Annotated in this window: 19 protein-coding genes; 7 read left to right on the plus strand and 12 right to left on the minus strand. The window is 34.8% G+C overall.

Annotated features, from left to right (window positions below):
- Nucleotides 1-460 precede the first annotated feature (460 nt).
- From AC2A07_RS08040 to AC2A07_RS08095, 12 genes are all read right to left on the minus strand, one after another.
- On the minus strand, nucleotides 461-967 hold the full coding sequence (locus tag AC2A07_RS08040) for a hypothetical protein (RefSeq protein WP_484049976.1): 507 nt from the start codon (nucleotides 965-967) through the stop codon (nucleotides 461-463).
- 8 nt (nucleotides 968-975) lie between these two features.
- Nucleotides 976-1,509, minus strand: a complete 534-nt coding sequence (locus AC2A07_RS08045) for a hypothetical protein (protein ID WP_484049977.1) — start codon at nucleotides 1,507-1,509, stop codon at nucleotides 976-978.
- The gene (locus AC2A07_RS08050; RefSeq protein WP_484049978.1) at nucleotides 1,506-4,232 is read right to left on the minus strand and encodes a COG1470 family protein; all 2,727 of its coding nucleotides are present in this window, start codon (nucleotides 4,230-4,232) and stop codon (nucleotides 1,506-1,508) included. Before AC2A07_RS08050 ends, AC2A07_RS08045 begins: the two co-directional genes overlap by 4 nt.
- The gene (locus AC2A07_RS08055; protein WP_484049979.1) at nucleotides 4,225-5,025 is read right to left on the minus strand and encodes a WxL protein host-binding domain-containing protein; all 801 of its coding nucleotides are present in this window, start codon (nucleotides 5,023-5,025) and stop codon (nucleotides 4,225-4,227) included. Before AC2A07_RS08055 ends, AC2A07_RS08050 begins: the two co-directional genes overlap by 8 nt.
- 103 nt (nucleotides 5,026-5,128) lie before the next feature.
- Nucleotides 5,129-5,707 (minus strand): hypothetical protein, encoded by a 579-nt coding sequence (locus AC2A07_RS08060; protein ID WP_484049980.1) that lies wholly within the window; start codon nucleotides 5,705-5,707, stop codon nucleotides 5,129-5,131.
- Nucleotides 5,708-6,023: 316 nt separating this feature from the next.
- Nucleotides 6,024-7,628, minus strand: coding sequence for a hypothetical protein (locus AC2A07_RS08065; RefSeq protein WP_314495225.1), 1,605 nt, complete (start codon nucleotides 7,626-7,628; stop codon nucleotides 6,024-6,026).
- A 55-nt stretch (nucleotides 7,629-7,683) separates the two neighbouring features.
- Nucleotides 7,684-8,478 (minus strand): SDR family NAD(P)-dependent oxidoreductase, encoded by a 795-nt coding sequence (locus AC2A07_RS08070; protein WP_484049981.1) that lies wholly within the window; start codon nucleotides 8,476-8,478, stop codon nucleotides 7,684-7,686.
- Entirely contained in the window at nucleotides 8,479-9,144 is a 666-nt protein-coding gene (locus AC2A07_RS08075; RefSeq protein WP_484049982.1) for a hypothetical protein, read from the minus strand.
- A gap of 61 nt (nucleotides 9,145-9,205) precedes the next feature.
- Nucleotides 9,206-9,649: a hypothetical protein gene (locus tag AC2A07_RS08080; protein ID WP_484049983.1), complete on the minus strand. Its 444-nt coding sequence runs from the start codon at nucleotides 9,647-9,649 to the stop codon at nucleotides 9,206-9,208.
- On the minus strand, nucleotides 9,646-10,875 hold the full coding sequence (locus AC2A07_RS08085; RefSeq protein WP_484049984.1) for a 3-phosphoshikimate 1-carboxyvinyltransferase: 1,230 nt from the start codon (nucleotides 10,873-10,875) through the stop codon (nucleotides 9,646-9,648). Before AC2A07_RS08085 ends, AC2A07_RS08080 begins: the two co-directional genes overlap by 4 nt.
- A gap of 80 nt (nucleotides 10,876-10,955) precedes the next feature.
- Nucleotides 10,956-11,282, minus strand: a complete 327-nt coding sequence (locus AC2A07_RS08090) for a MazG nucleotide pyrophosphohydrolase domain-containing protein (RefSeq protein WP_314495234.1) — start codon at nucleotides 11,280-11,282, stop codon at nucleotides 10,956-10,958.
- 59 nt (nucleotides 11,283-11,341) lie between these two features.
- Nucleotides 11,342-12,754: a hypothetical protein gene (locus AC2A07_RS08095; RefSeq protein WP_484049985.1), complete on the minus strand. Its 1,413-nt coding sequence runs from the start codon at nucleotides 12,752-12,754 to the stop codon at nucleotides 11,342-11,344.
- 276 nt (nucleotides 12,755-13,030) lie between these two features.
- Here AC2A07_RS08095 and AC2A07_RS08100 point away from each other — a divergent pair, with 276 nt between their 5' ends.
- From AC2A07_RS08100 to guaB, 7 genes are all read left to right on the plus strand, one after another.
- Nucleotides 13,031-13,282, plus strand: a complete 252-nt coding sequence (locus AC2A07_RS08100) for a type B 50S ribosomal protein L31 (RefSeq protein ID WP_129535844.1) — start codon at nucleotides 13,031-13,033, stop codon at nucleotides 13,280-13,282.
- A gap of 201 nt (nucleotides 13,283-13,483) precedes the next feature.
- Nucleotides 13,484-14,644 carry a GlmU family protein gene (locus AC2A07_RS08105; RefSeq protein WP_484049986.1) on the plus strand — a complete coding sequence of 387 codons (1,161 nt, stop codon included), beginning with the start codon at nucleotides 13,484-13,486 and terminating at the stop codon, nucleotides 14,642-14,644.
- A gap of 96 nt (nucleotides 14,645-14,740) precedes the next feature.
- Nucleotides 14,741-15,250 carry an RNA polymerase sigma factor gene (locus AC2A07_RS08110; protein WP_484049987.1) on the plus strand — a complete coding sequence of 170 codons (510 nt, stop codon included), beginning with the start codon at nucleotides 14,741-14,743 and terminating at the stop codon, nucleotides 15,248-15,250.
- Nucleotides 15,225-15,884, plus strand: coding sequence for a hypothetical protein (locus AC2A07_RS08115; protein WP_314495240.1), 660 nt, complete (start codon nucleotides 15,225-15,227; stop codon nucleotides 15,882-15,884). Before AC2A07_RS08110 ends, AC2A07_RS08115 begins: the two co-directional genes overlap by 26 nt.
- A gap of 62 nt (nucleotides 15,885-15,946) precedes the next feature.
- A complete protein-coding gene (locus AC2A07_RS08120) occupies nucleotides 15,947-17,215 on the plus strand; it encodes a GIN domain-containing protein (protein WP_484049988.1) in 1,269 nt (422 codons plus the stop codon).
- 12 nt (nucleotides 17,216-17,227) lie between these two features.
- On the plus strand, nucleotides 17,228-17,728 hold the full coding sequence (locus AC2A07_RS08125; RefSeq protein ID WP_484049989.1) for a DUF4252 domain-containing protein: 501 nt from the start codon (nucleotides 17,228-17,230) through the stop codon (nucleotides 17,726-17,728).
- 151 nt (nucleotides 17,729-17,879) lie between these two features.
- A complete protein-coding gene (guaB, locus tag AC2A07_RS08130; protein WP_484049990.1) occupies nucleotides 17,880-19,340 on the plus strand; it encodes an IMP dehydrogenase in 1,461 nt (486 codons plus the stop codon).
- The last annotated feature ends 368 nt before the right edge of the window (nucleotides 19,341-19,708 follow it).

A 19,708-nucleotide genomic window follows, 5' to 3' on the forward strand; every position in this document is an offset into this window, starting at 1 on the left:
GATATGACAAAGTTTGATCTGTATTCTCATTGATTGTTACATTAAAACGATTGATCCATTATTACACTATTGTATTCTGATGAGTTGTTTCACCTACCCATTGATTGTTACATTAATATGATTGATCCATTGTTACACTATTGTTACACTATTGTATTCTCTTGAGTTGTTTCACCTACCCATTGATCGCTACATTAATAAAATTCATCCATTGTCACACTATTGTATTCCCTTGAATTGTTTCAACTAATCATTAATTATTACATTAATATGATTGATCCATTGTTACACTATTGTTACACTATTGTATTCTCGTGAGTTGTTTCACCTACCCATTGATCGTTACATTAATACGATTGATCCATTGCTACACTATTTTATTCCGATGAGTTGTTTCACCTACCCATTGATTGTTACATTAATATGATTAATTCATTGTTACACTGTATCAGATATAAGCTTAAAGAGCACTTATCGTAAAAACAATTCTGCTGTTATAGTTTGCTGCCGGTATAGTTACTGACACCCCGCTGAGTTGTATCTGTACCGGAATATTGCTATATGATGCTAAAGCTAAAACAGCCTGAATTCTGAATAATTCTACAGCAGTCTGCGTAAAAGGAAGATATGTTGTCCCTCCTGTTATTGTGCAGAGGGCACAGACTGTTGTACCGTTACCATTCCTTCTGGCAGATAAAATCAGTGCACTATTCCAATTTGGGTTGGGCTCATAATGAACCGTTACTTTTGCATTTCCCAATAGTAGAGGGACAGTGGCTGCTAAAATAATCTGATTAGTCGAACTTTCATATGTTCCGGAATAATTACTTCCAGCCTCGGTAATAGAGGGTAAGGGAACAGTCCAGTTCGCTCCGGTTACTATAATCGTCTGAGATTTGATTTGTACCGCAAAAATCAGTAAAATAAAAAAAACTGGATTAAATATAGGTGATTTTTTAATCTGCATGATTTCTGTTATTCGGTGATGGTATAAGTAATTACAATAGGAGTATTTGTTCTTGCAGATAAATTAGCATAAGTGTTTGCTGATAAACTGATCGTAAGACGATGTCCGTTATTTGCTCCATTACCTGTAAATGCACCTCCAATTCCACTGATAACTGTCTGTGAAGTTGCTGAAAGTGTAACCGCTGCAGTCGGTATTCCTAATATTCCCCCTCCTGTCCCGCTGGAAGCAGCTGCCTGTATCCTTATGGTGATACCGGGTATAACCTGATTTACAGACGCTGTAATTCGTCTGCTGACTCCGCCGGAGGTAATAGCTGATGTATAATTAATCCATTTGGTGGTATTGGGTGCAGGAACAATTATTGGGCGTCCTGCATCTGCAGGTGCTGTAAAACTCATTGTAATGTTTCCTGCAGGCTCAATATCCAATAAAGCAAGTACAGGTAATGTAACATCAACTGCACGGTTTCCTGTAGTTTGTGGAAAAATAAAGCAGGAAAATAATAAAAAAGGAAAAAATAGTATATTAAAATAATTCATTTTTGCTTTTTAATTTCGTTATAGCTTACTTTAATGCTCTCCAGCTGATATTTTATTTCGGTATGCTGCCTGATTACATTGATGGTTATTTTTTTTGATTCTGAATCTTTTAAACTGATGTTAAACTGGTCAATCGGAATTTTATATTTTTTATCTAAACCGTTTCGGTATACTTTAATTTTCCAATCACCGGGACGCAAATACAGGAAATCAAAACTTTCTCCTATAACTGCCATTTTTCGTAAAGTCTCACCTTCGCCGGAAATCTCAATAATTAAATTTTCTTTTTTCTTTCTGTCTCTTTTTGGAGGTAAATGTTCAAAACTTACGTTATCCTCGGGTTCTGTGTACTCTATTTTGCCCTGAATGTTTGCTGCATGGGTCAAACCAAAATTAAATATATTCTCTTTTTCATTGAGAGCCAATGAAACCGGTAATATGGTATCAGGAATATCATTGATCTCAGTAGTTGATCTGTCTATTTCCAAAACATATTCTCCCGGATTAATGTTTTTAAATGTATAATTGCCGTCTCCGTCAGTAACAGAAATATGATTGCCCAGGATCAGCCGTATGCCGTCTGTTTTTTTTACCCCCAGATTACTGACTGTTCCTGAAAGTGTTACGTAATCTGCAGTTTTTTGTGTAGGGACATTTATTTTTAATGTATAACGCAATGAAAAAATAAAATCTTTATTTCCAAATTCTCCACGCTGCAGATTATACCGGGCTGACAGATCAAGGTCATGATTTTTAAAAAACTGTTGATGAACAATCAGCTCAAAAAGATTTCTGTCTTTATAATAGTCTTCAGGCATATAATTGTTCTGATAAAACAAACTTAAATAGTTTCGGTCCGAAAATCTGCTCATAACCCTAGCACCATAATAAAATTGTTTCTGATTTTGCATCTGATATCGTGAAGTTACTGCATAGCTTCCATATAGATTGAATGATGTTTTAAATTTTTCGAGTCCGATGTTTGTTGTATAAAAACTTGAATTACCCGAAAAACCGGAGAGAAAATTATCTGTTTTACCAAACTGTCCCTCAAAATTCAATTGGAAAATTCCTATCTGCTGATTCAGGCTGATCTTTAAAAATACTTCTTTGTAATCAAATTCTTTCGGCATCAGACGATCTTCAAATCTTTGATATCCATTATAAAACATGACAGAACCCCTTTCCAGATATTTATATTGTATTCCATACTGTAAATATTTTCGATAGGGTGCTGCCAAAAATAAAGTATCTCTCCGGAAATTTCTTGCATCTTGGGTATATGTTGAATGAAAATTCAATTTATCAGATAATTTTAATTGTATATTTCCATTCAGTGTACTTGTGTTATTAAAATACCCGGCAAAGTCAGGACTTACTTTCATATACATCAGGTTTCCGTTAATTTTTTTAAAGTTTGCAGTGGTCTGCAGCATAAAAGCTATACCCTCTGTTTTTTGGGTCTTACTGTAGGAGGTCTCTCCTGAAACTTCGATATGGTCTTTGATCTTGATTTTCCCTGTGATATAAGGTAAGTGCGCATTAGAATCTAGTGCAATATTGCTAAAACTAAGATTTACGTTTTCTTGTCTCGGGATTTTGTAAAGGTATCCTGCTGTGAATTCCGATTTGTTGGCAATTTTAAATTTCGCATAAAAATTAAATTCATCTTTGATATCCCTGAAAAATCTTGGATGGTTGTAAAAACCACCCAAACTTATTTTTTTAAAATCGAAACGGATTTCAGCTCCTCTGCCATATCTAGCATATTCTGTTAAAAATGAAGAAGAATAATTTTTGTCTCCAAGATGAATCGATAAATTATCACGTCTGTAATTCACAAAATATTCTTCATATTGTGTAAAAGAATTCAATTCTACCGGATTTTTTGTGACAGCGCGAAATTCGAGAAGATTTTTATTTTCCGCATCTAAACTTCCTTTTGCATATATCTCTCCCTGAAAACCGTCTCTGTATTCACCTCTGTTTTGCATGCCTGTCATAGAAATCGAAGCTGAAATAGGCAACCTGTGGAAAATGTCATTTTCTACCGGTTTTACAGAGATGATTTTTACGCTGGTGTAAGCGGTTTGGTATTCTTGAGTATCTTTTTCAGAATACACTGAAAGATTCAGGTTTATATATTCATTTTGCGGTAATTCGGGATTGGTCATCATTGTGACTTTTATTAATCTGCCCTCACCTGGTAACAGATGTAAAGATGCTCCTTCACTAATTACTGCATTTTTGCTTTCTAAAATTAAACTTTCAGGAATGTTACCGTTATTTTTTATAAGAAAAATAGATTCTATGATTTCTCCGGCCTTAACAAATTCAGCTGAATGAATTGTGGTTAAGTCGACTTTTTTATTTTTTGAAACAATAAAATCAAAGGTCTGAAAGAGAATTTCGCCAGTATTATTTTCAATTCCTTTGAGAATAATTGTATGGTGGCCCTGTGGAGTTTCTGTGGAAATTTTTAAAGGAACGATATAAATTTTGGTTTCGTGAGGAGCTATTTTTATCTGACTATTTTTCAGAATAGGAATAATTGATGGGGTGGTAGACTCAACGGTTGATTCATATATTTTAATTTCGGCAGTCCTGTTTTCTATAGTAAATGAAATAGAAGATGAAGTTCCCGGAAGTATACTGTCTTTTTTTTGTGAAAAAATAAATATCGGGAATAAAGTCATTAGATATATTATCCATTTTCTATTCATTTTTTATTTCCAGCTCAACATTGAGCGCAAATGCATTCTCATCTTCATCAGTAGCTATCACAACTGCGGTATATTTTTCAGGTGGCATTTTGCTGATATCAATATAAAAAGACTTTGAAGTATTGGGAAGTAAACCCATGGCCTGGCTTGAAAAATTTGCGATCTTCTCCCCGTTTTTTTTATTGTAAATTTCAATTGTGGCGGTAGGCTTACAGTAGAGATTTCCTTCATTCGCAATGGCAACTTTCAAGACCTGTCTCTTATCTTCCTTTTCGATTTTGATTTCTTCAAATTTTAAATCCGGTCGAGCTTTTTCAGAATCAATATCAGTAATTACCTGAATAGCGTAGCGGACAACAGATGTTATATTCACACCTTCCCTTTCGTTACTTGGTTTAATATTATCTAAGGGTTCTACAATAATTACACTCCAATAGCTTCCTGCACCGTCTACAGTTTTAGGAACTAGAATTTCATACATAACTTCCGTCTTCTGCTTAGCTTTTAAATTAATAAGATTGGTATTTAATGTAATCCATTCCGCATTGGTTTTTACATTTGTACCAGGAGTGGTATACAATATTGATCCATCTGACTGATAGCTGAAATCATGCAAAAACAATTTGACTGTCTGTAGTTGATCACCTGTATTCTCTATAGATATTTTTCCTTTATAAACCTGACCGCCTTGTACATTATATTGATGTGAAAGCCCGTTAAGTATTACAATATTAGACTTAGCAAAATAATAAGGTAGCATCAGAATAAGGAACAAAGTTATACGCTTTAACATAATAATGTAAAAGTTTTGAAGTTAAATGGCAAATGTGAAATATGGAGAATCCTGAATTTTTAAGCTTTCTCCCTCTTATTTACAGACTGGAATTTTTCAGAAGTTAATTATCTGAAATGGTATATGTTACTGTTGCTACCGCGGTGGTAGTTGCCTGTAAGTCTGCATAAGCAGCAATGGTTCCCGCACCACTTCCTGCTGCAAGTGCATAGGTTAGATTATGACCGTTGTTAGCTCCGTCTCCTGTGTATGCACTACCAATTCCTGAAATAATAGTCTGGTCTGCTGCGCTCAAAGTAAGTTGTGCAGCCGGAGTTCCTAAAGTTCCTCCACCTGCGCCTGTTGCTGCAGCTGCAGTTACCCTGATATCGATACCGGGAAGTAATGCATTCACTTTTACCGAAACTGTACGGGTAGCATCTGCGACAGATTTAATAGATGAATAATTGAGCCAAAGCGTATTATTGGTACCGCTCGGGATAATGGGAAGACCAGCTTCTGTCGGAGCTGTAAATCCTAAAGTGATATTTTTCGTAGCTGCAGGTTCGATGTCAACTAAAGCAACTTCAGGAATTGTGATAGCAATGGTGTGATTGTCTGTGTTGGTGTCCTGAGCCTGTACAGTTGCGCATAAAGCAAAAGCGGCTAAAGACAACATTAAGTTGAATTTTGTTTTTTTCATGGTGGTTATTTTTGTAATTTGAAACTGATTAAAATTTAAATTATGTGAAATAGGCAATAATAATTTTTTATCATTATTTATTGCATTTCAATAATTTAAAATATTTAACAATATTTTACATAGGTAGTAAAATTTTATATTCAAAATACATGACTTCACTCAATAAAGAAAAAAGTCTTGAACCGAAAGAGAAAAATATTTATTTTTTGAGGATCAGTACAAAAGAAAATGACTGTCGCTCATTATTAAATATAAAAAAAGAAGCCCCGGATTTCTGAGTATTTTATCATTTACAGAAATAATAAATTGAGTTCGATTAGAATCTGCTCAGTATTCCCCAATGGATTTTAATGTCGTTAAACTTAAAAGGATTTCCAAATTCATTACCATTGGATAGCTGAAAACTCATAAGGCCTATAGGAATAAAGAAATTAAAGCCAAGTCCTACACTGTACAATTTAGGTTTTACGTTAAGCGACTTGTTGTTGAGTTGTCCGTACTGTCCGAATACATCAAAAAACGCCTGATTGCCGATCAGATAGCGGTACTCTAAACTCCCGTAATAATAAAAGTCTGCAGCCAAAGAGCTTTCATTGAAGCCCCGCAGTGAATTCCAGCCTCCAAAACGGTAGAGTTCATTAGCTGAAAATTCGACCTTCGAATCCATCATGGCGCCTTCTGCTTTAATATTGAGAAAATGATTTCCATTGATGTGATAATTGTGTTCTCCGAAAAAGTAAAATTGATTTTGAGGAGCTGTAATATTATCTTTTGTATAGATGGTTGTCAGGTAATCATAGCCGGCATTGATTTTTGTTTTATAAAGAAACAGATCTATATCTGTAGGTTCTATCATTTCAAACCAGATTCCAATCCCTTTTTTGTTATAATCCTTACCCTGAACATATAGTGAATCGATGATCGTAGAGCTTTCGAAAGTACCCCGAAGACCAATTTTGTTACGGCTGTTCATATGATAATATAAAGCAGGAAGGGCTTTTACATTGGCAAAAGTTGAATCCTGTCTGAAAATGTTTACTTTCATATTCAAACCTACATTCGATTTGAAAAGATACGGGATGTCCGTTTGTAAATCAAAATTCTGTCCTTTGTCCGGATTACGCTGCCAATATAAATTAACCGTTTCAAAACCGTTAAACATATTTCTGAAATTGACATTCAGCGTTCCATTTAAAGTAAATTTCTCTGTTTTATCATTTCCAAACCCAATCACACCATCAAAACTGTTCGTCTTTTTCTTCTCCATAAATAGATAGATTTGTGTAGAATCTTTCGTGAAGAGTGTTTGTGGGGGACGCTCAAGGCTTACAAATGCATGGCTCTGAAAGTTTTTATTGATGGAAACCAGGTTTTTATCATCATACGTTTTTCCTTTAAACTCCTTTTCCAGATTTTTCATAAACCTTTTGGGAACTCTTGAGTAACCTTTCACAATAAAACCGTCAATTGTTCTTCTGTCATTTTTGTTAATGTCCAGCTCTACAATAGGATAACCATTCTTTTGACCTTTATATTTTGATTTGATCCTGCTGAATGCAAAGCCGTCATCAATATATTTTTTGTTGATAACTTTTTTCGTTGAATCTAAGTTTTTAGTAAAAAAATCTCTGTCAGTTTTTTGTCTTTTGACAATAGAATCAGAAAGTGTGACGAAGGTTTCGTTAAAGTTTTTTCCTTTGTCATATATGATTTCTGTACTGTCACCTTTTATTCTGACATCTTTTAATTCTGTGAAAAAGTAATTGCTCTGTGCCAACGAATCCAGAAATTTTACGGCGGAAACAGAATCTTTTACTTTTTTTCTGATCTTGGTTTCAGAATCGATCAGAAAATAATTTTTCTTCTGCGCTTGTGCAAAAACGCAGAACAGGAGAAAAAATATGTTTAAAAATAACTTCAATTACGATAAATGCTGTTTTCTTTTAAAAGATCTAAAACTTGTTTAATAACTGAATCTAATCCAGTTTATTATACTTCTTCATTAAATTCTCGTAAGTCCCCTGAGGCAGGATCCATTTTAGAGGCACACCAATTTTCTGCCCGAATTTACCGAAATAATAATGAGCTTTCCACTTGTTTTTAGCTAAAAGTACATCGATGTATTCTGCAACTTCCAAAGGTTCAGTTCCGTCTCCTACATGTGAATTCATCAGAGCATAGACTTTATCGAAAACATTTTTATAGGGTTCGGAAACTTTGGTTTTGAGTCTGTTCTCTGCAATATTGGTTTTAATATCTCCTAAATGAAGCGAACATACATCGATATTCCATGCATAAACTTCATATCTCATCGCTTCAGTTACCTTGTCTAAAGCCGATTTAGATGCAGAATAAAATCCCCGGAAAGGAAGGCCCATTTCACTTCCGATACTGGAAATATTGATGATCTTCCCATATCTATTTTCACGCATTTTGGGGATTACTGCACTCATCATCTGAACGGCACCGACAAGATTAAGATTGAATAACTTTAAAATATCCTCTTTGGTAGAATCTTCCACAGAACCTACCATTCCCATCCCTGCATTGTTGATCAGAACATCAATTCTTGTTTCTGTTTTTAAGATTTCAGCAATCGTACTGAGCACTGCCGTGTTATCTGTAATATCGGTAGGGATCGATTTGAAATATTGGCTCTCTGTGAATTTCCGGCTTAAACCGTAAACGCTGTAACCTTTCTTTCCGAAATATTCTGCTAATACGAAACCAATTCCTGAAGAAGTTCCGGTGATGATGATTGTTTTTGACATTTAATAATAAAAATATTTATTTGAATTCGGGATCCTGAATTTATTTTCACCAATCCTGAAATTATTCATCTTTTTGAGGGGTGTAAATTTATGGATAAGCTCCGTATGATAATCTTTTGGTATTGTTCTGTTTTCATCTCCGTCACATTCAGAATATTGCTCATCAATGATCACTTTTCCTGTTGAGAAATTGATTTCAGTTGAAAAATTATATTCACAAGTGTCATTCATCTGATAATGTGCTCCAATCAGATAGAAATCTCCATTTTGAAAGCGAAATGTGTATTTTGAAGCATCCGAATGTCTGGAGTTGGTGAAAAAAAGTTGAGAAATAATAAGACAGTTATTTTTTATCTTTACATCAAGCTGATTGTCATTTGGATAAAATCCGTATTGGCTGTTAATAATTACTGATGAGTTTTCTTTCCAGATTTTCAGATTTCCCTCAATATTCTTTAAAATATAAAATATTCTTTCAAACCCTTCGGTTTTTGTAGGATTGTTGCTGTTAAAAACAATGACGGTTTCATCCTGCCCGTCTTTATCCAGATCTCCCTTTACCTCCATGATTTTTTTATATTCGCCGGGAATAACAAGGTTTTTCAATTCCTGTGAATGAAAATTTGTGAAAACTAAAATAATGAGAAGGGAAAAGCTCTTTTTCATTAATGATGATTAAAAACTTAATCCAATATCTTCTTTCTGAATCATTCCTGTTTCTTCCAGGTTACAGATACATCCTTTTACTGTTTTGTAGTTCCCCATAATTCGTGGTCTCTTTACCTTTACTGTCTTTGATCAGTATGCCAGCAGAAAAGTCTTCGCCTTCGGCATGATATGTTCTGAAAATAACATATTCATATCCGTTGTTTTTAAATAAAAGATTGTCGACTGCCATTCCGGCATTATCTTTTCCGCCTCCTCTCATATAGGAATTGTAATGGAATTTTTGCCAGCTTTCCTTTGTTTTTCTGGCTGGGAATTCCATTTCAACTTTGTTTTTTGTTCCAAATCGGTACTGAATGTATTGATTTGCTTTATCTTTCACTAACGACATGATCCGTCCGTTTTTGGTTTCAAATGAATAAACAATTTCTTCATTGGATAAAAGATATTGCGCCCAGCAGGTAACCGGAATCAGAAAGATTAAGATCAGAAGGTATTTTTTCATATTTTAAAATCTGTCAGAATGGTATTCAGATCGTTCCAAAACATCGGATACGATTTTTCTACAACATCCTCGTTCTCTATATTTAATTCGGTAATCAAACAAAATGGAGCAAAACTCATCGCCATTCTGTGATCTTGGTACGTTTTGACCGATATACTGTCTTCCGGATCATTAAAGCGAATCGATTTAATCGTTGAATCAGTAATTTCAGTTTCCGTACCCAGTTTTTTCAATTCATTATATAAGGCCAGAAGCCTGTCGGTTTCCTTTACTTTTAAAGTTCCTAATCCTGAAATTTCGAAGGGTATTTTTAATGCTGCCGCAGTTACACAGAGGGTCTGTGCAATATCCGGGCAGTTATTCATATCCAATACGATTTTATCCGGATAAGAAAAGGACGGATCAGGTTGAAGGGTCAATTGATTTGCGTTTTCTGAGAAAAAAGTTTTAATTCCGAAAAACTTTTCATAGATATCCACGATCACAGAATCTCCCTGAGTCGACTCTCTGTAAAAACTTTTAAGATCAATAGGTTTTCTTCCTATAGCGGAAAATGAATAGAAATAAGATGCGGAACTCCAATCGCTTTCAACTTCATAATGAAAGGTTGATGCATGATGGTTGATGAATGGTTTTACTGTTATCGTATTTCCGCTAAAACTGTTTTCAATTCCGAATCTGGTTAGTATATCCAAAGTCATCTCAATATAAGATCTTGATGTAATTTCTCCCACCAGATTAAGTTCCAGTCCGTTTTCTAATTTCCCGGCAATCAGCAGGAGGGAAGTGATAAACTGGCTTGAAATATTGGAAGGGACATTTACTTTCGACTGAGTGATTTTTTTTCCTGTAATTTTCAGAGGCGGAAAACCTTCATTTTCCAGGTACTCAATTTCCGCACCCAAATTCTGTAAAGCAGTGACAAGGTTTTTAATCGGTCTCTCTTTCATTCTCCCAGAACCGGTAAGAATTGTAGTTTTTCCTTCCCGAATGGAATAGTAAGAAGTCAGAAAACGCATTGCTGTTCCTGCGTGATGGATATCAACTGTTTCAGATTCTGAAGATAATGCCTTTTTAAGTAATTGAGTATCCTGAGAGTTGGATAAGTTCTTAATTTTTATATTTGAAAATAAACTTTCCAAAATCAATAAACGATTCGAAATACTTTTTGAACCGCTGATTTGAATAGTTTTATTTTCCTTTAATTTTGATTTTTCTAACTTCATTATTTATTCACATTTTCATAATTCAGACATCATATTTCAGACTTTAATAATCCAGTGTCTGAAATCTGAAATCAACAATCTTATTTTAATTTTTCATTATTCTGATGGCGATCTTTGTCACGGTCAGTTTTTATCTTCATTTTTTTGTCAAAAGCTTCCTGTAGATTGGTTCCTGTCTGATTTGCCAGGCATAGGGTCACAAATAATACATCAGCCAGTTCCTCGCCTAGATCTTTGCCTTTATCACTTTCTTTTTCGCTTTGTTCACCATATCTTCTTGCAATAATTCTGGCAACTTCACCAACTTCTTCGGTCAGCATTGCCATATTGGTCAATTCATTAAAGTAGCGGACGCCAACAGTTTTTATCCACTTGTCGACTTGTTGCTGCAGATTGATAATTTCCATATTTTATTAGCGGGATTAGAGTTTAAACAGATCAACTGAGATAATAAAAGATAGTGATGTTACTGATAAGCTCCCAAAGTTGGGCCTGCAGTTCTTGTAACGCCTACAATATCCGTAGGAACAGTTGCAGCAATCGACAATGCTCCTTTATTTCTTGCAGGAGAATCTGTTTTTACCCTTAAATTCATCTGCGCTGCAAAATAATTGACAAATTTCGGATCTTCGTTTTTTATACTCTGTATAACATTCATAGGATTGTTATCAAAAGTGAATCCTGCTCCGGAAGCTCCGGCATATTTTATAGATGAATTTTGAATCAGATACTGAAACTGTTGTCCGGGAGTCTGCTCAAAATTGACAGAATTATCACGGTCTGAGTATACAATACTGTTGAGTATATTCAGGTTTTGTAATGCTCCCTGTTCGGTTTGTCCGCTTTCATTTTTCCATTCATTGGTTGCGAAAATTCCCATCCTGTTACGGGAGCCCATCGTTGCCGAATAGTTGGCAATGGTAGCATGTGTGTAAGTATGATTTCCGCCTTTGAAAATTCCAATTGCAGATTCTCCGCAATTATTCATGACCAGATTACTGCCGTTTATTGTGGAAGCTACTGCGTAAATGCCGTAATCCTGAAAAGTATGGATAAATGAATTTTTGATCGTAGCACTGGCTTGTTTCATGTCGAGACCTACCGTGCCTCCAAAGAGCCTGGTGTGATTCATATTCAGAATAGAAGCAGGCTGCATTTTAATAGAATTCCAGTTTCTTGGAATCGTATCATAATAAGAATCATTTCTGTCACCGCGGATAATCACCTGTTCATTCTGGGTTCCGTTGATATTCAGTGATGCTCCCGCGGCTATTTTCATTCCGCTGTTTTTATGAAAATAAACTTTTGTTCCTGCCTGGATATCCAAAGTTACGTTCTGATCAACTGTAAGATTACCATAAATGATTTTTGCTTTATTTTTCGTCCAGACTGTATGACTGTTTAATACATTGGGATTTGTAGGAGTCTGAATGAAAAATTCAGCGTCCTGAACCACAGAAAACAAAGTAACGTGTTGCTGACCTGCCGGGCCAGTAAAAAGTATCCGGTCTTCAGCAATCGCTTCAGGACCCGTCGCCTGAGGGGCAATTTCAACAAAAATAAACAGACTGTCTTTTTTTCTCAAAGGCACATTGGTGAAATCATGACCCGCTTTTCCATCTACATTGATTTTATATAAAGAAGCAGCACCTTTTTCAAGGCTTATTCTTGGGATCAGTATATCTTTATCTTCATTATTGAAAACCTTTACAGCGTAAGTTTCTGAACGGACCTGATGATAAACGGTATCGCAGAATACAGTGTCTCTGGAAAAACTGAGTTCCTGAGACTGAGCATCAAAGAAAATCTCGTCTTTATTACAGGAAACAGCAAGAATGAGCATCCAGAAAGAACAGAACAGTAATAATTTGAATTTCATTAGTAATGAAGTTTTATATAGATTCCAAATTTAACTAAAATACTTTAATTTTTCATAGGTTACTAATATATTGTTTTTTCAGGGCTTACCATCTTGCTGTGTTTATGATAACAGTTTTCAATTAAGATTATCAAAGTAATTCCTTGTCCTTAAAAAATTATTGTATAAGTATTTGTATATTATAAAAAATATTGTATTTTTGCAACCTAAAATTTAGCAGAGAAATACCATTACTATTTCGAAAGCAAAACTTTAATTTTTTTAAAAAATTGTATTATGAAAAAAGGAATTCACCCAGAAAATTATAGACTTGTTGTTTTCAAAGATATGAGTAACGACGAGGTATTTGTAGGAAAATCTACTGCTGAAACAAAAGACACTATCGAGCACGAAGGTGTAGAATACCCATTGATCAAAATGGAAATCTCTTCAAGCTCTCACCCTTTCTACACAGGAAAAACTAAATTAGTTGATACTGCAGGTAGAGTAGATAAGTTTATGAATAAATACAAGAAATTCTCTAAGTAGTTTTTTGTTTTAAAATATGTAAAGTCTTCCAAATTCTGGAAGACTTTTTTTGTGATAAAAATTAATCAGAATAAAAATTCAGATAGCAGAAATTTATTCAATGATTTGTACTTTTGTAATAATCGGATTTTGGAACTATACAACATCGTTTTAAACAGCAGTCTCTATCATCCGGCTTTCAACTTAAAAAACTTTACTCAAATGCAGCTAGTATTTTCAGATGCGCAATACTGGGAAGATTTTCTTCCTCTTACCTTTACCCGTCCTGTGGCAGAAATGCGATGCGGAATTTTAACATTTTCGGAAAGATGGCAGAAGATATTGGAAAATAAGGAAATTTCTTTTTTCACTGAAAATTATCTTCAGGGTAAATTTAAAAATCCTGAAGATGTTGAAAGTCTTTTTTTAGTGACCAACTTTTTGCCTACTGAAAAAGTCATTCAGCAGATACAAGATTTAAAACTAGGTGAAGCTCTGGTGTATGAAGATGAATTGATTGCTGCAAAAATCAATATGAAGGGTTTTTCTCTTAATCAGATTGAGAAAATGACTGATATTAAGGAGGAATTAATATTCTTTAAAAAGGCAACTGATCTTTTTACTTATAACGAGAAAGCTATTAATTTTGATTTTGAATTAATGACGAAAGGAAAGACTTCACAGACATTGTCTCCGACCAATGGGTTTTTAGGTGATCCTCAGGATCTGTTTATTGAAGAGGGGGCTCAGATTGAATTTTCTACCCTTAATACAAAAACAGGTAAAATCTATATTGGAAAAAATGCTGAAGTGATGGAAGGTTGCAATCTTCGTGGTCCAATAGTATTGTGTGAAGAATCCAAATTTAATTTAGGATCCAAAATCTATGGAGCAACAACCATTGGTCCGTATTCTAAAGTGGGAGGAGAAGTGAATAATATTGTTATTTTTGGATACTCCAATAAGGGGCACGATGGTTTTGTAGGAAATTCTGTTATAGGAGAGTGGTGTAACCTGGGCGCAGATACCAATTCTTCCAACCTTAAAAACAATTATGCAAATGTGAAACTCTGGAGTTACAGAACTAAACATTTTGAAGATACAGGTTTACAGTTTGCCGGACTTATTATGGGGGACCACTCAAAAACAGCCATCAATACGCAATTGAATACTGGAACGGTAATCGGGGTAGCTTCAAATATTTTCAAAGAAGGCTTTCCTCCGAATCTGATCGAAAATTTTTCTTGGGGTGGATTTAAAGATGATGAAAGATTTAGATTAGATAAAGCTTACGAAGTTGCCGAAAAAGTGATGGCAAGGCGAAAAATGCCTTTAACGGACGATGACAAGGGTATTCTCAGACATATTTTTGACGAATATTAAACGAATATTACTGAAACTTCAAACTTTTTTGAAGTTTTTTTGTTTTCGATGTAATAAATTTCAGTTTTCAGATGTCATACTTATAGAAACAAACTTATGACCCACGATACTTTTAAGAATACGGTTTTCATTCTCAAAGATGAGATGTATCGTTTTGCAAAGAGATTTGTCATGAGCAGTGATGAGGCAGAAGATGTGGTGCAGGATCTGATGATTAAGTTTTGGCAGAAAAAAGATGAGCTGGCACAATTTGGGAATTTAAAATCCTATGCATTAAAATCTGTGAAAAATGAATGCCTCAACCGATTGAAACACCACGATGTGAAGTTAGGGTTTGCAGATCTGCAGCTTCACCGGTCGGAACTCTACAGCATGGATATTAATAATCTGAAGGAGCATATTATTGGTTTTATCAATCAGCTTCCTGAGAAACAGAAAATGGTCATCCATTTGAAAGATGTAGAGGAGTATGATGTGTCTGAAATTTCTGAAATGCTGGAAATGGAAGAAAATGCAGTAAGAGTCAATCTTATGCGGGCAAGACAAAAAGTAAAAGAACAAATCTCTCAACTGATGAGCTATGAACAACGATCAATATCAGAATAAATATAATAAAGTCATTAATGACTTAAAAGAGGAAAAAATGAACTGGGATTTTGAAGATTTTCTTCAGAAAGCAGAAGGTAATTTAAATAATGAGGCTGAGATTATTCCTATAAGAAAAGCTAAACCTTCTTTCCCTAAAACCTTTTGGATGGCAGCCAGCGTAATTCTCCTCTTCAGTGTCGGATTTATTTTTAACTACACTCAAAATGACAATGTTGAAAATCAGGCACAGTTGGTGGCCAATGAAATTCAGAAGCAGAAATCTGATTTTATTAAAGAAAACCACGAGCATCAGGCTCAGGTTGCAGTACTCAACAGCGACTCGATCTCAGGAGCAAAAAAAGATTCCATATTTGAGGAAAGCTCTTTGGCTGAAGTTGATGTTTTAGATAAAATCCTTTCTAAAAAAAGCAGGATTAAAAAGCAGACAAAACCAAGATATGTCAATAATACCGAAGTTAAAAGCATAAAAGATTCAACCGGATACAGGGATTCTTATGTCATTGTAAACGGAAAAAGAATTGATAATATGGAAGAAGCAATCAATGTTACAAAATATTCATTTCAGGTAGTTGCCAATAATGTCAGTCAGGCATTGACGCAGCCCAAAGTAATGGACAACGTAGAATACTAATAAAGCAATAATAGATTACGCAACTGATCAGGCTTGTAGTCAACTAAATTTAAATTAAAGTCATGAAAAAAATATTCATCATATTTGCGCTCGCATTTACTCATTTTTTCAATGTGTACGGGCAGAAAGAAAAATTAGACCAGCTTTTTGACAAGTATCAGGAAGTGGAAGGAGTTACCTCTATCAAAATTGCAAAACCTATGTTCGGGATGCTCAGCAACCTAAATATTGCTGATTCTGAATTAGATCAGATTAAACCTCTTCTGGCAAAAATCAACGGACTTAAAGTTTTGATTACTGAAAATTCTGAGGGTGGAAAAACTCAGGATAATCTGATCCTGCTGAATAAAGAGATCTCCTCGTATCTTAAAAACATGAATTACAGCGAAATGATGTCTGTGAAAAATGGAGACAGCAAGATCAAATTTCTTTCTTCCGAAGCAAAAAACGGAATTCTCGAAGATATTCTGTTAAGAATTGACAGTGGAAACGGTGAAAATATCCTGGTCATGCTTGATGGTAAACTGTCAATGGATGATGTGAATAAAATTATCAATTCCAGTGAGACCAAAACAAGTTCGTCAAGTGCATCAACTGTTCGAAGCAGTTTTAATTCAGGAAATGATTCGTCGTATTTAAATGGAGAAACCAGAAATGTGGGTGAATTTTCAGGGATTGAAGTAAGTACCGGTGTGAATGTAGTTTTCAAACAGGAAAATCAAACGAGTCTGAAAGTTCTGGCAGATTCTGATAAACTTCAATATGTCATCACTAAAGTTGAAAATGGTGTATTGAAAGTATATATTGACAACAAAGGCGCTAAAAAGGTAAAATTTAAAAACCTGAGTGTCAATATTTCTTCTCCGAGAATGGATAATATTAAAACATCATCAGGAGCAAATTTCACCGTAGTGAATTTAATTAGAGAAAATAATATGAGAATTGATGCATCTTCAGGGTCAAGTGTATCAGGAAATTTTACAGTCAATAATACATCAGATTTAAATGTAAGCTCAGGATCCAATTTGAAGTTGAATGTTACTTCAGGTAAGATTGTATTAAAAAGTTCAAGCGGCTCCGGTGCCAATATCGAAGGAAATGCTGACATCGGAATGATTGACGTAAGCAGTGGAGCTACTGTTAAAGCCGAAAATCTTCATTTCAATGTAGTTGAAGTGGAATCTACATCAGGAAGCAGTGCTTCAGTCAGTGTAAAAGATAAAATGAGCGTAAAGGCGTCTTCTGGCGGATCAGTCAGATACAGAGGAAATCCTAAGATAAATTCTGATATCAGTAAAATGTCCGGCGGAAGCCTTTCTTCAATCAACTAAAAAAATATAATCATGAAAACTTTTAAAATACTTTTTTTACTGATCGGTGCAATTTTTATGACGCAGTCCTGTGTTGTATCGCACAGACCTAATATGGCATTTTTCTCAAATTCAGATTATGATTACAGGGGAGCAAGGTTTATAAGTTTTAATGTACCGGTATTTTTAGCTAAGCCCTTTATTAAAAAAGCATTGAGAGAAGATAAAGATGGCGAAGCTGTTTATCAAATGGTTAAGAAAGTATCAAAAATAAAAATACTAACTGTAGAAAATGGAAATAAAGCAATGCTGAATGATTATGCCAATTATCTGAATGATAACAGTTATGAAGATTGGGCAACGATAAAACATGACGGGAATAATGTGAACATCAGGGTAAAGCAAAAAGGGGAGTCCATCAGGAATATGCTGATCACCGTAAATTCAGATAAAGATTTGGTTTTTGTCGATGTAAAAGGAAATTTCACGCCTGATGATATTTCAAAGATGATCACCAGCGTTTCAGACAAATAATTTCATCATATCCTATTTAATATTGTAAAGCTGAAATCTACAAAGATTGCAGCTTTTTTAATGAAATTTATTGATTGTTAAGTTTTATTTAAACTATTAAAAAGGATTTTTGTATCTCATTAAAAAGCCTTAATTTTGCAAGAAAGTAAAGATGTCTATTCATAACAAAATTGTAGAGACAGCCATCACTTTCGATGACGTTCTTCTCGTACCTTCTTATTCAGAAGTTTTACCTAATCAGGTTTCTTTAAAATCAAGACTTACCGATAAAATCACGCTTAATGTTCCAATAGTTTCTGCTGCGATGGATACTGTTACGGAAGGCGAACTGGCTATTGCACTGGCAAGGGTCGGAGGTTTAGGTTTTATACACAAGAACATGACGATCGCCGAGCAGGCTGCGCAGGTTAACCGTGTAAAACGTTCAGAAAACGGGATGATCTCTGATCCTGTGACTCTTACAAAAGATCATACTTTGGCCCAGGCTAAAGAAACCATGGCTAAATATAAAATTTCCGGTCTTCCTGTTGTAGATCCGGATAATGTTTTAATCGGAATTATTACCAACAGAGATGTGAAATATCAGGAAAATCTTGATATGAAGGTTGAAGAAATCATGACCAAAGAACATTTGATTACTTCTGATAAAAGTACGAATCTGGAAAAAGCAAAAGAAATTCTTCTGAAAAACCGGGTTGAAAAGCTTCCGATTGTAGATAAAGAATATAAGCTGGTTGGTTTAATTACTATTAAAGATATTGATAACCAGTTAGAGTACCCCAATGCAAATAAAGACGACAACGGGCGTTTAATCGTAGGTGCCGGAGTTGGAGTTGGAGAAGATACAATGGACAGAATCGCTGCTTTGGTGAAAGCCGGCGTTGATATTATTGCTATTGATTCTGCGCATGGGCATTCTAAAGGCGTTTTAGATAAAATTTCAGAAATCAGAAAAGCATATCCGGATCTGGATCTTGTAGGAGGAAATATTGTAACAGCGGAAGCTGCAAAAGATCTGATTAAAGCCGGAGCCAATGTACTTAAAGTTGGTGTGGGGCCCGGATCAATCTGTACAACGAGAGTTGTTGCAGGAGTAGGAGTTCCACAATTATCCGCAATTTACAATGTCTATGAATATGCTAAATCTAAAAATGTTACCGTAATCGCTGACGGAGGGGTTAAACTTTCAGGAGATATCGTTAAAGCAATCGCTAGTGGGGCAGGAGCGGTAATGGTAGGTTCACTTTTAGCCGGAACTGATGAATCTCCGGGAGAGGAAATTATCTACCAGGGAAGAAAATTCAAAGCTTATCAGGGAATGGGAAGTCTTTCTGCAATGAAGAGAGGTGGTAAAGAAAGATATTTCCAGAGTGAAGCCAAGAAGTTTGTACCGGAAGGTATTGAAGGAAGGGTTCCGCATAAAGGAAAACTGGAAGATGTAATTTTTCAGTTGACAGGAGGTCTCAGAGCCGGAATGGGATATTGCGGAGCAAAAGATGTTGAAGCTTTACAGAAAGATACCAAAATGGTAATGATTACAGGAAGCGGGCTGAAAGAATCTCATCCGCATGATGTTATTATTACTTCAGAGGCTCCAAATTATTCTTTGTAAAAACTTTCATAGAAATTACAGTAATAAACAGTTTTAAACCAATAAAATCGCCGGTCGCATTGCAACCGGCGATTCTTGTTAAAATACGTAATTAACTGATCTTTTCGTTTTCTTAAATATCTGGTTTTTATTATGTTTTTATCAAAAAAGTCACACTTTTGTAAAATAAATTTTGACTTTCAGTTATTTAGTCCTTTTCTGTGTCTGAAATGAGTTGTCCCAAAATCACAAACTTGTGGTATTTTGGATAGTATATTTATTACATATATTTACAAAAAAAATATATGAAAAAATCTTTCCTTTCTTTAGGAATTTTATTAGGTCTTCAATTTGGTTTTTTGCAATCGGTCGATACTAATTTTGGAAGT

It is taken from the genome of Chryseobacterium sp. HNCC26DJ238 (assembly GCF_057180465.1).

Bases quoted from the DNA above. Each gene is read 5' to 3' on its own strand.
- AC2A07_RS08040 (WP_484049976.1), bottom strand. From the start codon at position 967: ATGCAGATTAAAAAATCACCTATATTTAATCCAGTTTTTTTTATTTTA.
- AC2A07_RS08045 (WP_484049977.1), bottom strand. From the start codon at position 1,509: ATGAATTATTTTAATATACTATTTTTTCCTTTTTTATTATTTTCCTGC.
- AC2A07_RS08050 (WP_484049978.1), bottom strand. From the start codon at position 4,232: ATGAATAGAAAATGGATAATATATCTAATGACTTTATTCCCGATATTT.
- AC2A07_RS08055 (WP_484049979.1), bottom strand. From the start codon at position 5,025: ATGTTAAAGCGTATAACTTTGTTCCTTATTCTGATGCTACCTTATTAT.
- AC2A07_RS08060 (WP_484049980.1), bottom strand. From the start codon at position 5,707: ATGAAAAAAACAAAATTCAACTTAATGTTGTCTTTAGCCGCTTTTGCT.
- AC2A07_RS08070 (WP_484049981.1), bottom strand. From the start codon at position 8,478: ATGTCAAAAACAATCATCATCACCGGAACTTCTTCAGGAATTGGTTTC.
- AC2A07_RS08075 (WP_484049982.1), bottom strand. From the start codon at position 9,144: ATGAAAAAGAGCTTTTCCCTTCTCATTATTTTAGTTTTCACAAATTTT.
- AC2A07_RS08080 (WP_484049983.1), bottom strand. From the start codon at position 9,649: ATGAAAAAATACCTTCTGATCTTAATCTTTCTGATTCCGGTTACCTGC.
- AC2A07_RS08085 (WP_484049984.1), bottom strand. From the start codon at position 10,875: ATGAAGTTAGAAAAATCAAAATTAAAGGAAAATAAAACTATTCAAATC.
- AC2A07_RS08090 (WP_314495234.1), bottom strand. From the start codon at position 11,282: ATGGAAATTATCAATCTGCAGCAACAAGTCGACAAGTGGATAAAAACT.
- AC2A07_RS08095 (WP_484049985.1), bottom strand. From the start codon at position 12,754: ATGAAATTCAAATTATTACTGTTCTGTTCTTTCTGGATGCTCATTCTT.
- AC2A07_RS08100 (WP_129535844.1), top strand. From the start codon at position 13,031: ATGAAAAAAGGAATTCACCCAGAAAATTATAGACTTGTTGTTTTCAAA.
- AC2A07_RS08105 (WP_484049986.1), top strand. From the start codon at position 13,484: ATGCAGCTAGTATTTTCAGATGCGCAATACTGGGAAGATTTTCTTCCT.
- AC2A07_RS08110 (WP_484049987.1), top strand. From the start codon at position 14,741: ATGACCCACGATACTTTTAAGAATACGGTTTTCATTCTCAAAGATGAG.
- AC2A07_RS08115 (WP_314495240.1), top strand. From the start codon at position 15,225: ATGAACAACGATCAATATCAGAATAAATATAATAAAGTCATTAATGAC.
- AC2A07_RS08120 (WP_484049988.1), top strand. From the start codon at position 15,947: ATGAAAAAAATATTCATCATATTTGCGCTCGCATTTACTCATTTTTTC.
- AC2A07_RS08125 (WP_484049989.1), top strand. From the start codon at position 17,228: ATGAAAACTTTTAAAATACTTTTTTTACTGATCGGTGCAATTTTTATG.
- guaB (WP_484049990.1), top strand. From the start codon at position 17,880: ATGTCTATTCATAACAAAATTGTAGAGACAGCCATCACTTTCGATGAC.